At 48.9% G+C, this 12801-nt stretch carries 10 protein-coding genes and 1 pseudogene; 8 read left to right on the plus strand and 3 right to left on the minus strand.

Features of this window, described 5'->3' with window-relative positions:
- Window positions 1–445 (minus strand): annotated as a pseudogene (locus EDF78_RS24215) (transposase); the annotation flags it as partial.
- A 145-nt stretch (window positions 446–590) separates the two neighbouring features.
- Between EDF78_RS24215 and EDF78_RS24220 the strand changes: the two are divergent.
- The 3 genes from EDF78_RS24220 to EDF78_RS24230 all read left to right on the plus strand — a co-directional run bounded on the left by EDF78_RS24220 (window position 591) and on the right by EDF78_RS24230 (window position 4954).
- A protein-coding gene (locus EDF78_RS24220) for an IS3 family transposase (protein WP_133824098.1) occupies window positions 591–1711 on the plus strand; the annotation gives its coding sequence in 2 pieces (ribosomal slippage) (window positions 591–849 and window positions 849–1711; 1122 coding nt in all).
- An 816-nt stretch (window positions 1712–2527) separates the two neighbouring features.
- Window positions 2528–3577 carry a RepB family plasmid replication initiator protein gene (locus EDF78_RS24225; RefSeq protein ID WP_101079540.1) on the plus strand — a complete coding sequence of 350 codons (1050 nt, stop codon included), beginning with the start codon at window positions 2528–2530 and terminating at the stop codon, window positions 3575–3577.
- Window positions 3578–4246: 669 nt separating this feature from the next.
- The gene (locus EDF78_RS24230) at window positions 4247–4954 is read left to right on the plus strand and encodes an SOS response-associated peptidase family protein (protein WP_133824099.1); all 708 of its coding nucleotides are present in this window, start codon (window positions 4247–4249) and stop codon (window positions 4952–4954) included.
- On the opposite strand, the gene EDF78_RS24235 is transcribed toward EDF78_RS24230, so the two are convergent.
- Together EDF78_RS24235 and umuD are read right to left on the minus strand one after the other, a co-directional pair.
- Complete coding sequence (locus EDF78_RS24235) at window positions 4951–6216, minus strand: Y-family DNA polymerase (RefSeq protein ID WP_133824100.1); 1266 nt, start codon at window positions 6214–6216, stop codon at window positions 4951–4953. The genes EDF78_RS24230 and EDF78_RS24235 overlap by 4 nt on opposite strands.
- Complete coding sequence (gene umuD, locus EDF78_RS24240; protein ID WP_101079546.1) at window positions 6216–6638, minus strand: translesion error-prone DNA polymerase V autoproteolytic subunit; 423 nt, start codon at window positions 6636–6638, stop codon at window positions 6216–6218. The genes EDF78_RS24235 and umuD overlap by 1 nt, the downstream gene beginning before the upstream one ends.
- Before the next feature lie 583 nt (window positions 6639–7221).
- Here umuD and EDF78_RS24245 point away from each other — a divergent pair.
- From EDF78_RS24245 to EDF78_RS24265, 5 genes are all read left to right on the plus strand, one after another.
- A complete protein-coding gene (locus tag EDF78_RS24245; protein ID WP_120509973.1) occupies window positions 7222–7857 on the plus strand; it encodes an AAA family ATPase in 636 nt (211 codons plus the stop codon).
- Window positions 7857–8135 (plus strand): ribbon-helix-helix domain-containing protein, encoded by a 279-nt coding sequence (locus tag EDF78_RS24250; RefSeq protein ID WP_120509974.1) that lies wholly within the window; start codon window positions 7857–7859, stop codon window positions 8133–8135. Before EDF78_RS24245 ends, EDF78_RS24250 begins: the two co-directional genes overlap by 1 nt.
- 1633 nt (window positions 8136–9768) lie before the next feature.
- Window positions 9769–10320, plus strand: coding sequence for a single-stranded DNA-binding protein (ssb, locus tag EDF78_RS24255; RefSeq protein WP_133824101.1), 552 nt, complete (start codon window positions 9769–9771; stop codon window positions 10318–10320).
- Between the two features lie 59 nt (window positions 10321–10379).
- Window positions 10380–10610, plus strand: coding sequence for a DUF905 family protein (locus tag EDF78_RS24260; protein WP_133824102.1), 231 nt, complete (start codon window positions 10380–10382; stop codon window positions 10608–10610).
- Between the two features lie 70 nt (window positions 10611–10680).
- On the plus strand, window positions 10681–12777 hold the full coding sequence (locus EDF78_RS24265; protein ID WP_133824103.1) for a ParB/RepB/Spo0J family partition protein: 2097 nt from the start codon (window positions 10681–10683) through the stop codon (window positions 12775–12777).
- Window positions 12778–12801 lie beyond the last annotated feature (24 nt).

Raw genomic sequence — 12801 nt, forward strand, 5'->3', positions numbered from 1 at the left:
ACCAGGCTTAGTATAATGATGTGTTTTGCATCAGGTTTCTGCGGTCGGCTTAGCCAGTACCGATAGCTACTGCGATGGATCCCGAACACATTGCAAATAAAGGCAACAGGAAACCGCGTCCTGAGTTTCTCAACTAACGAGAATTGTTCAGGGAGTCTGACATCAAGAGCGCGGTAGCCTTTTTTAATATATCGTTTTCCATTTCAACACGTTGCAGTCGTTTTTCTAATTCACGAATGCGAAGTTGCTCAGGCGTCATCGGAGAGGCCTTTGGGGATTTCCCTGCGCGCTCTTCTTTAAGCTGGCGAACCCATTTATCCATCGTGGATTTACCGACATTCATTGCCGTTGCAGCGGCGGCAACGGTGTAGTGCTGATCGAGTACAAACTGGGCAGCTTCGAGGCGAAACTCGGGGCTAAAATTACGTCTGTTACGTCCGGTCATAATGTCACCTGTTTTGACTATGAGGCGATGATATCACCTCTATTCAGGTGGCCAGATTTAGTATTCCACTTCATTGACCTGCTCCCCGTTTATTAGTACACCCCGATGTTAGTAATGTCTTCATAAGCCACATGAGGACATCCCCATGAAGAAGCGTTTTTCCGGCCAACAGATCATCAGTATTCTCCGCGATGCTGAAGCCGGCGTATCCGCCCGTGAACTCTGCCGCAAGCACGCCATTTCCGATGCCACGTTTTACACTTGGCGTAAGAAGTATGGCGGTATGAAGGTGCCCGAGGTTAAGCGTCTGAAGTCGCTTGAAGAAGAGAACGCCAGACTCAAGAAGCTGCTTGCCGAAGCCATGCTTGATAAGGAGGCGCTTCAGGTGGCTCTGGGGCGAAAGTACTGACGACAGACCAGAAGCGGGAAGCTGTGGTGTTGATGTGTGATACAACGGGTCTGTCGCAACGTCGTGCCTGCAGGCTCACAGATTTATGCCTGTCGACCTGCCGCTATGAGGCTCAGCGTCCGGCGGCTGATGCGCATTTATCTGGGCGCATCACTGAGCTGGCACTGGAGCGCAGGCGTTTTGGCTACCGCCGCATCTGGCAGTTACTGCGCCGTGAAGGGCTTCATGTTAATCACAAGCGCGTGTACCGCCTTTATCATCTGAGCGGGCTGGGCGTAAAACGCAGACGACGTCGTAAAGGGCTGGCAACAGAACGTTTGCCGCTGCTCCGCCCGGCAGCGCCCAATCTGACCTGGTCGATGGATTTCGTCATGGATGCACTGGCCACCGGTCGCAGGATCAAGTGCCTTACCTGCGTCGATGACTTCACAAAGGAATGCCTGACTGTCACTGTTGCCTTTGGGATTTCAGGAGTGCAGGTCACGCGTATTCTTGACAGCATTGCGCTGTTTCGCGGCTATCCGGCTACGATAAGAACTGACCAGGGGCCGGAATTTACCTGTAGAGCACTTGACCAGTGGGCTTATGAGCATGGCGTGGAACTGCGGCTTATCCAGCCCGGCAAGCCGACACAGAACGGATTTATTGAGAGTTTTAACGGACGCTTTCGCGATGAATGCCTGAATGAACACTGGTTCGGCGACGTCAGTCATGCCAGGAAAACCATCAGTGAATGGCGTCAGGATTATAACGAGTGCCGCCCGTACTCCACGCTGAATTATCAGACGCCGTCTGAATTTGCGGCGGGTTGGAGAAAGGGTAATTCTGATAGTGAAGGATCCGACATTACTAAGTGAGCGTTGTATCTAATCCTGGGGGCAGGTCACTAACAGTTTAAGGTGAATTTTAACCAGATTACATTCCTGTTTCTGTCTGGATCAGTTTTTGGGTATGGATTTGCTTTAGTACTTAACTAATTGATTCAACCTGTGAGCGCTTTTCTTTATTCATATGTTATCCACTTTTCCACAGGTTAGATCCAATAATAAGATCCTATATAGATCATCTAATAGATCAAAAGAGATCCCCGATCCCCTGTAAGCCACGTCCTATAAGGGTTTAATCGACATTGCTAACCACTATGAGAAGTAAACTAACCTCTATATAGAGCATAACAACCACTATACAAGGTAAACTAACTTCGCTGGTGAGGGAGTCAAAACCACTACAGTGAGTAAATCATAAATCGAGCTGTGGGTGGTGTTCTTGCAAAATGATTCCGATAAATCGATGAAACTTAGAAACAATCCTCAAGATGATTGATATGGTCAAAATAATGCTCACAGTTTAATCACAAAGTGGGTTCTCAGTTATGATCGCCCAGTGGATCTTTATCGACAAACTTAACGCTCTGTTTTTAAAGTTATCCTATTCTTCGATCCAATAATAAGATCCTTATAGAACCTATAAGACCCGAAGAGATCCCCGGTCCTCTGCAGGCCTTGTCTTATCTGGCAAAAATGAAGATCGTTAACCGCTGTAGTCAGTAAAACAACCACTGTGAAAAGCAAACTAACCACTATGATCTGTGGTAAAACCGCTATAGTGAGTGTTAGTATCCACTGTATTGTGTATTACGAGTCTCTTATCCACATTCCTTGTGAGAGCTGATAATGTCTGAAAATGAGCCTAAAAACATAGAGATAGCGAAGGCTTTCTCTGAAACCGATAAGCGAACGGGTGAACTTGTTACTCTGGTTCCTAACAGCAATAACACTGTTCAGCCTGTAGCATTGATGCGGTTGGGCTTATTTGTACCCACCTTGAAGTCTACTGCTCGAGGCCGTAAGGGTCAGATGAACTCAATGGATGTCACTTCTGAGCTTAAGCAGCTTTCGATCGTGAAGTCTGAAGGATATGAGAACATTAAGATCACCGGTGCACGGCTTGATATGGACAACGATTTCAAGACCTGGGTTGGGATCATCCATGCTTTTGCCAAGCATAAGGTCCTGGGAGACTCTGTATACCTGCCTTTCGTTGAGTTCGCTAAATTATGTGGCATTCCCTCAGCACGCTCCTCAGCGAAGCTCAGGGCGCGTCTGGAAGCCTCTCTTGAGCGTATCGCAACTAACACCTTGTCTTTTTCGAACAAAGAGGGGGACTATTACGTTACTCACCTTGTTCAGTCAGCAAAATACAGCCCGAAGAAGGACGCCGTAGAGCTGCAGGCAGATCCGAAGATTTTTGAACTGTACCAGTTCGATAAAAAAGTTCTTCTCCAGCTTCGTGCCATCAATGAACTCTCCCGCAAAGAGTCTGCTCAGGCTCTCTATACGTTCATCGAAAGTCTTCCGACAGATCCCGCTCCGATTTCTATGTCCCGCCTGCGTGCTCGTCTTAATCTGACATCACGAGCCATCACACAGAACGCAACTGTTCGTAAGGCGATGGAACAACTTAAGGCTATCGGCTATCTCGATTATACGGAGGTAAAACGTGGCAAAGCCGTATACTTCTGTATCCACTATAGGCGGCCAAAATTGAGACCGGCTCAGATCCCTACGGGTATTGGTGACGATGTCTATGATGTCCTGGACGATGAACATATCATTGATGTCCCCGCTGAGAAGGATAGCGATTCGGCAGCGCCGCGTGAGATGGTTATGCTGACCAAAGAAGAGCTTGAGTTGCTTGAACAACTTCGCCAGGCTAAGAAATAGTTTCATTCCCCTGTCATTCCCTGAAGCCGAAAGTCTGCTGAAAGTTGATAGCAGGCTTTTTCCTTAACCACTGTGGTAAGCAAGCCAACCACTGTAGTGAGCAGACTATCCACTGCAAACAGCAAGCTGGGCATTATAAAATTCAGCTAACCACTGTCGTCAGTAATCTCTACTCACTGTAGTGGTTATTTACTTATTTCGACATTACCCCCCTAGTAGTCACTAACCCGCAATCCTATATAGTCGCTGAGTCAGTGATCACTAACTTATTACGATCTGTCGCTATTTGCTCTCTGTAGTGGTTAATACTCATCATAGTGGTCGTTACTGACTACAGTGGTTTTCTACTCACTCTAGTGGATATCACTCGCTGTAGTGGTTGGTACTTACCATAGTGGATATATGCCCACTCAAAGAGAATGCTCTCTATAGTGGATGTGTAAAATGCCTAACTGTAGGTAAGCGATTGTTGTAGGGGGGATTTGAGACACTGTCACTTCTGCTGTGATACTCGTGAAACACTCCTTATGAGATCTCTTAGGCACTGTGTGCTGGCACTTATCCTCAAAACGGTTTAATCCACTATTTTGGGCGCTTAGCAGTGCCGCTATTTGAAATCCTCTCAGCATGTGTACCGTCTATACTTAGAATTCTAACTGAGGGTTCTTTATGTGTGGACGATTTACCCAGTACGAACCGCGTTCTCACTATGTCGATGTGCTTTCCCCTGACAGAGAATTCGCAGGCGGCATCGATGACATCCCTATTGGCCGTTATAACGTCGCTCCCGGGACTCGCGTGCTCATACTCAATCAACGCGATGATAAAATCTTTATCGATCCTGTTAAATGGGGCTATCAGCCCGCCTGGGCAAAAGAATCAAAGCGACCACCGATGATTAACGCGCGTATAGAGACAGTGGCAACGAGCAGGATGTTCAGACCCCTGTTCGAACATGGACGCGTGTTAGTGATGGCCGATGGCTGGTATGAATGGAAAAAAGACCCGGCTGATCCGAAAATTAAACAACCTTACTTCCTCTACCATAAATCACATTCTCCCTTATTTTTTGCTGCGATAAGTCGTTTTCACCCTGATGCCTTAGAGGTCCCGGATGATGATGGCTTTGTTATCGTCACAACTGCGAGCGACGAAGGGCTACTGGATATCCATGACCGCCGGCCATTGGTATTAGATCCTTCAGATGCGCTGGAATGGTTAGACAGCGATACTTCCCCGCAGCGCGCTCTTGAGATAGCGCAGATGCAATCGGAACCCCCTTTTGCATTTCAATGGCATCCGGTGACTAAGGAAGTTGGTAGCATAAGAAATAATGGTTCCGAACTGATTGTGCCTATAAGTGATCCACTGATTTAAATTTTCACTCGCATGAGGTCACTGAAGCGTGTTGTATAAGCTGGAGAGAGCATTTGACGCTTCATTTCCCAGGATTTTTGCATGCCCTGGCCAGCGAACCACACCCGCCCTTTCCCGCTATGATTGATTCCATCGAGAACCGCCATGAGCTGCTCACTATTTGATCGCGGCTGGTACTCGTCGAAAAGACCGAACTGGGCGACACCCTGACTGTAAAAATCCCCCAGCATCACGCCGCATTTCTGAAAGCGATGGCCATCTTGCCAGATTGCATCCAGACATTTAGTTGCCGCAGCCACGATATCCCTGCTGTCCTGAGTAGGTATCTGAAGCTTGGTTCCCGCCGTTTTACCGTAATAGACTTCATTCACAGCAAAAGGACTTGTTTTGATGAATGCAGAGATATGCCGGCAGTATTGATGCTCACCCCGGAGTTTCTCTGCAGCCCTCACGGCATGACTACATATCGCTTCGCGCATCAGATCGTATTCTGATACGCGATCACCGAATGACCTTGAGCAAACGATTTGTTGTTTGGTCGGTGCGAACTCTTCCAGTTCTAAACACGGTTCTCCACGGAGCTCCCTTACCGTACGTTCAAGCACAATATTGAAGTTCTTGCGGATCAGGGGAGTTGGGGTATCTGCAAGCTGCAGGGCAGTTTTAATCCCCATATCATTTAACTTTTTCGAAATCCTGCGTCCAACACCCCAGACTTCCCCGACTTCAACGAGTGCCATCAGTTTTCGTTGACGTGCCACCAGCGAAAGGTCAACAACGCCACCCGTCTTTGTCCATTTTTTTGCGCTGTAATTGGCTAATTTTGCTAAAGTTTTGGTGGGTGCAATGCCGACACCTACAGTGAGTCCAGTCCACTGGAGAACTTTGGCTCGCACTTCCCTTCCGAACTCCTCCAGATCCTTGCAGTTACTGACTCCCTGCAAATTCATGAATGCCTCATCAATGCTGTATATTTCTACAGCCGGAGACATCTCCTCTAACACCGTCATTACCCGTGTGCTCATATCTGCATAGAGCGCGTAGTTACTGCTGAATGTCACGATCTTATGCTGCTCGAAAAGCGCCCGCATCTTGAAGAACGGATCGCCCATCTTGATACCGAGTTTTTTTGCTTCGGCGCTGCGGGCAATTACGCAACCATCGTTGTTGCTTAAAACCACGACAGGTCTTCCTTTCAGGTCAGGCCTGAAAACAGTTTCACAGCTCGCATAAAAACTGTTTACATCAGCCAGGGCGAACATTACTGAAATCCGTTGATGCTGAAAGTCACCACGCCAAACACTTCCAGTTCATCTCCACCGTCATGCAACACGATGGGAGGAAAGTCCGGATTCATTGGCACCAGCTGAACAACCGGGTGTAAGCAGAGGCGCTTAACAGTGTATTCACCTGCAAGTGAAGCAATGATGATATCGCCGTGCTTTGCCTGCAGGCTCCTGTCCACAACAAGCATCGAACCTTCGTAAATACCCGCATCAACCATACTCATCCCTGTGGCCATCACGAAATAAGTAGCGGCCGGATGATTTATACAGAGCTCGTTTAAATCAATGCCCTTCTCAATATAATCCTGAGCCGGCGAGGGAAATCCAGCCTGAACTTTATCTTGAAAGAAAGGGGTCAGCAGCTTCAAAGGCTCAGGTGTTGGGTAAAAGACATTCATGATTGATACTCACTAAATACTGTTTATGCATACAGTATAATCATGGGTTCTCTAGCTTGTGAAGAGCTTATGCCTAGAAAAGTCTTAGGCTCCTGATCAGCAAGGAAACAAAAATTTTGCCCCCTACTCGTCCAGTTCCCAACGCATCTTCTGGCTTAGTTTAAATATTTCTGGAATATGACGGAGCTATTTCTTACTGATGGAGTCATGGGGGATTAAATGGAAGAGGTATTTCTTACGCATGCATACGGAGGGATCTTGTTGATGAAATGTAGAACTTGATGCTGGGAAGTACTCTCTGCCGGCAATGTTCAGGTTAGAATCTCGCGGTTCGACTTAATTTTCTATAAGCCCACAGTATGCGGTCAGGGCTTAGGTCGGCAATTGGTTTATAGTTAACTGCATGTTTATAAAGTCTTAATTTTTCTCGGTTGCGAAGTTACGCCGTAACTATTGTTTATTGAAGAAGCAAGCTATATGAATAAGTATTACTTCATACATAATAATTACTCGATAATACTTCACATATATATTTTATGAGTTATCATTTAGGAAATGCTACTTTCGATATCACAGGTGACAAATGATCACGATTATTGGATGCAATAAAGGCGGTGCTGCCAAAACAACAACGGCCATCAATCTGGCAGTTGGTCTGGCTCTTCGTGGAGAGGACGTTTGTCTTGTCGATGCTGATGTTCAGCGTTCCGCTTCCAGATGGTATGCAGAGCGCGAAGCCTCAGGTATCACTCCATCCATTACCCTGATTGAAAAACGAGACAACATTTCCCAAACGCTGAGAAGCCTGGATGAAAAGTTTGCTCATGTCATCGTGGACGTCGCGGGACGCAACAGCCGGGAGTTGATCACGGGGGGTACCGTTGCCCATCAGATTATCGCGCCCCACCAGTGTTCACAGTTAGACCTGGATACTATGGTTGAACTGCAGCAGCAGCTTGAAAGTATGCGCGATTTGAATCCTGAGCTTAAGGCCTACTGCTATCAAAGTATGGCGACGACTAACCCGCTGTTGCAGGGTAACGAACGACATGAGTTTCTGGAGTATGTGCGTGAGTTTGAAGGGCTCATTCCTTTGACCGCCACAGCATGTTACCGAAAGGTTTACCGTGATGTTATGTCAGAAGGTAAATCAGTACTCGAGACATCTAACGAAAAAGCCAAGGCAGAAGTTCTGGCATTGCTGAATGAGGTATTTTAATGGCCTTAAAGAAACCCCCATTTTCAAATCGCCGAGTCGTAACAGAAGCTGAAGCTGATGCTCTTGCTAACAGACTGGCCGACCGACCTTATGGTGACGAAAAAGTTGTTGCTGAACCTGCTCAGGAAATTCTGACTAGGACAACTATCTCTTTACCTCAGAACACGCTGCGAGAGATTGAAGATCTTGCCCTGCATAATAAGCGTAATGGTATTAGCCCGAAAAGCGTAAGTGCAATCATTCGTGATGCCCTGGATACTTACCTTAAAAAGGTTTGATACCAAGCAGCATTGGTAACCAAGCGGCTACCAATGCCGTTTTCACCAATCTCAAACATTTCCTTAGCCACCGTGTTCCTTACTGCCTTCTCTCCTTTCCAACGTCTCCCATTGAGCCCAACGTTTCAAGAACGCTCTAAATCCAAGGTATCGGATTCATTTCTGAGTGGGTTTAATCATTATTAGGTAATAAATATCAAGTAATAAATCACACTTAACACTGTCCTCCTATGGCTTAGATTATTTGTGAAATACCAAGTATGAAATGTGAGATGTGATTTTTAAGTTAAGGCATAACAAACTACATTACTGAATAAATGATGTTTCATACCTCATACCTCATACCTCATATCTCACACTTCATAAGTGAAACATCCTATCGATTACTGCACTTCTCCGAAAAACGTTGAAGGCATGCCCGTCTTTGTATGATTTACTCAGGGCGTATGTCACAACACATAAGTGTGAAGTATTAGTTGTTACTTCACCAATTTTTTATTGTTTATACACTATCCACAATTCATACCTATGCAATATGAATTATTACATCATACTTCCTAACTCCTAACTCCTAACTCCTAACTCCTAAGTGACATTTACCATTAGCTTGAAAGGATACTTATCCATAGAGAACAGCATGGGAGACATTGCGAAGTCGAGTGTCTATGCAATCATGCTGATAGAGAGGTATTAAAAGTTCAAAAGTGTTATTTATGAATTCACAATTCATAATTCATGCATGTGATTAATGCGTGGTGTCGGGTTGATTCTATGACGGGGGACTTGGGCGTGCGCGTGAGGTAGAGCTCATGACCATGGTAAACGTGTTAATGAATGATAATACTTACTATTTCATAATTATTATTTATGATTAAAAGTATAGCTTTCTGTATTACGTAGCACTTCATAATTTATAATTCACACTTCATATTTACTATTTAACATTTTTTAAGTTCTCTGTGGTGTTTTGCTGAGAGAATAAAATGCGTTCAAATAATGCATGAGGATTCTTAGTGAATAACAGTAAACGGCGCGATAGGCATTGCTGAGGTTGGTTCTTTTTGAACAGAGTTTCATTCATATACATATATAAGTAAATTGCAGTTTCGGAAAATCAGGGGCAGGGCGTCACCTTCGGCACGGCTGTCGTGAACAGAGTCAGGCTGCCTGTCTCTGCCCTTCGGGCTTCCATCCTGACGCAAAACCACGCTTACAGCGGCCAACGGCCGCGCCGCTTCACTGGCCTGCGGTAAAGCAGCAGGCCGCTGTCGGGCAACGGCGATTCGCTGCCGCTCGTCGTCGTTGCGGTGGTATCCGCTACGTCCATCTATGGTGCCGTCTCTCCAGTTAAGCCCCTCTCGCCGGGGCTGACCAAAACACAGCCGCTGTCGTCCGTCCAGGGTAAATAAACGCCCCCAAAACTTTTCCGCGTACCTCCGAAAACTTTCGTGTTCGCCCCGGACGTTCGCCCTCGTCGGTGTTTTTTTACGCCCTTGCGGCGGAGGAACTCAACTGGAGATGTGGTAACACCCAGCCAGAAATCCAGCCGGATACCACAAAACGTCAAGGTCGCGACAAAGCGAATCTTACCGAAGATATGGGCTAAAAGCCCTGAAAGATAAGGAGAGTCATCATGGCAGAACGTGGAATTAACAAAGTCATCATCGTGGGTAATTTAGGTCAGGCACCGGAAATCCGTTACATGCCAAACGGCGGCGCGGTCGCCAGTCTGACGCTGGCCACGTCCGAAAACTGGCGTGACAAAGCCACCGGCGAGCAGCGCGAAAGAACCGAGTGGCACCGTGTGGTCGTGTTCGGAAAGCTTGCTGAGATAGCCGGTGAATACCTGACCAAGGGCGCAAAAGTCTACATCGAAGGTCAGTTGCAGACCCGCAAATGGCAGGACGCGCAGGGCATCGACCGTTACACCACGGAAATTGTGGTCAAGGCAAACGGCACGATGCAGATGCTGGGCAGCGCACAGGGCAACCGTCAGTCGGGTGACGCAGCGGGTTCACTGGCACCGGCAAATGCGCCGTCTCATTCCGGTGAGCCTGCCGTTGACCCGAAACCAGCAAAAGCCACGCGCGGCAAAAAATCCACCAAAACGGCACCGGCGCAGCAATCCGCACCGCAGGGGGGAGAATTCCCGCCGGTTGATTTTGACGATGATATCCCGTTCTGAAGATGACCTTAGACATTAACCGCCCCGTATTTGCGGGGTATCACAAGGAGTACCGAGTTATGGAAAACCACGATCACGTTCTGCTGCCGGAAGACACTTTTACCCGCCAACAGGCTGAAGCCTTTGCAGATGCTTACGAGAATATCGCGATCGAGGACGATCAGGGCACGCATTTTCGCCTTGTCGTTCGCATTGACCGGCAGATGGTGTGGCGGGCGTGGGATTTTGAGCCTGAAGCAGGGGCTGGTCTTAACAGATACATCATCAGATGTGGTGTGAGAAAGCAGTAAGGCAGTGAAGTGAGGTGCCGGACGGGGAAAACGTCCGGCAGACAAAATCAAAACTTACGAGGTATCAATTATGTCAGTAGCCGAGTCTAAAGCAGTTTCTAAAGCGAGTAAATCCACAAAACGTCCTAAAAATACCGCCGTTACCGAGGCCGTTGAGCAGGCGCTGGCGAATACGCCGGTCGAGATGGTGCCGTTCAGCCAGCTGTCTCTGTCTCCGCTGAATGTGCGTAAAGCAGAGCCGGATGCGGCAAAATTGCAGGAACTGGCCGGCAGCATCAGAGCCGTGGGCGTGTTGCATAACCTTATTGTTCACCGCCTGCCTGATGGCCAGCTGGGTGCCGCCGCCGGTGGACGCCGTTTTCGTGCGCTGAGTATCCTGCTGAACGAGGGGGCGATCGCACCGGATTACGCCGTGCCGGTGAAAACCGTCAGCGATGACGTGGCAGAGGTGGTTTCAGCCATCGAGAACTTCCAGCACGAAAGCATGCATCCGGCTGACCAGATTATGGCGTTCGCCCGCATCAGTGCCAGCGGCAAAACGGCAGCAGAAATCGGTGGCCTGATGGGGTACAGCACCCAACACGTCCAGAAATTCCTGCGCCTTGCGGGGATGGCTCCGGCACTCCTGACTGAGCTGGCTGAAGACAAAATCAACGTCGATCAGCTGCAGGCGCTGTCTGCCTCTGAAGACCACGAACGTCAGCTGGACGTCTGGAAAAATGCCTATGGTTATTATCGCAACCCGAAAGAGTTGCGTGAGGCGGTGCTCAGAGGCGAAGTCTCTGCGGAAGGTCACTGTCTGTTAGAGTTTGTCGGTCGGGAGGTTTACGAACAGGCCGGGGGCGGGTTCCGCTTTGACTTGTTCACGGACGAAGGATTTATCAGCGATACCGTCCTTCTCGACACTTTAACCCGCCAGAAACTCACTGAAGTCGCGGGAAGTATCGCACAGGCAGAGGGCTGGAAGTGGTCAGAGGGACGCACTGACGGCATCAGCACCTACGGCGATGATGCGCAAAAATACCTGTTACTCAACCTGCCTCACAGTGAACTGACCCCCGAGGAAAGTGCGCGGTTTGATGTGCTGGATAAGCAGCTGGAGACGTTATCGGAGCAGGACGATGCTGAAGACGCAGACCACGACGCGCTGGAACAGGCCGCTGACGCCTGTCAGGCCGAAATGTCTGCCATCGAACAAAACGCTGAGAACCGTGCATGGACTGACGATGTGCGTGCTAACGGCGGGGTGGTGGCTTCCCTGCGTGGTAACGTTATTAGCGTGCGCCGTGGCGTGATGCTGCGAAGCGATATCCCTGAAGTCGATAAAAAATCCGGTGTGGACCACACCATTGCCAGCATCCGCACCGAAGGTGGTTCTGACGCGACAGAGCAGCCGCAGGGGAAAGCGTTGTCGGCGGTGCTGGCCAAAAGCCTCTCCAGCGAAAGAACGCTGGCAGTACAGGCTGCGCTGGCAGAACAACCGCAGATGGCACTCGTGATTTTTGTCCATGACTGCCTAAAGTCAACCTTCGATCACCGGTCTTATACCTTCTCAACCCTCAAGGTGACCCTGCATGCCAAAACCGGCCTGATGCTCGACAATGCGCCCACGTCTGCCGACGGTCTGGCCATCCAGCATCTCAACGCAATGCACGATGCGTGGCAGAAACTGCTGCCACAGGACTGGCATACAAGCTGGGACTGGCTGCTGACATGGGATACGCAGGCGCTGATTAACGTGATGGGTTATTGCCTTGCCAGAACGCTGGACGGTGCATCAGAACGCCTGAGCGACAAAGACGGCAAGGCGGGTAAAGACCTCGAGCCGGTGGAAAACCTGCTGGGTTTCACGTTGCGTGACTGGTGGATGCCGACCAAGGCGAATTTCTTCGGGCGTATCAGCAAAGAGCAGATTTCTGACAGCCTGTCTCAGGCAGGTCTGGGCGGTGCATCGCGCGACGTTCTTAAGATGAAGAAAGCCGATGCGGCTGAACTGGCTGAAGAGAAAATCCTGCTGACCAGCTGGGTACCTGACTGTCTGCTGCCGGTCACTGCCCCAATCGCGTTACCGGAAAGTGACGCGGTCACTGCGACTGATGCCGGAGAGCCTGAAACCGGCGCAGAAGCCACCGCAAACGCCTCTGAATCTGACAACATTGCCGCCTGACAGGAGATGCCGCTTCGCAAGGGG

Source organism: Rahnella sp. BIGb0236, from assembly GCF_004364755.1.
GTDB lineage: Bacteria > Pseudomonadota > Gammaproteobacteria > Enterobacterales > Enterobacteriaceae > Rahnella > Rahnella victoriana.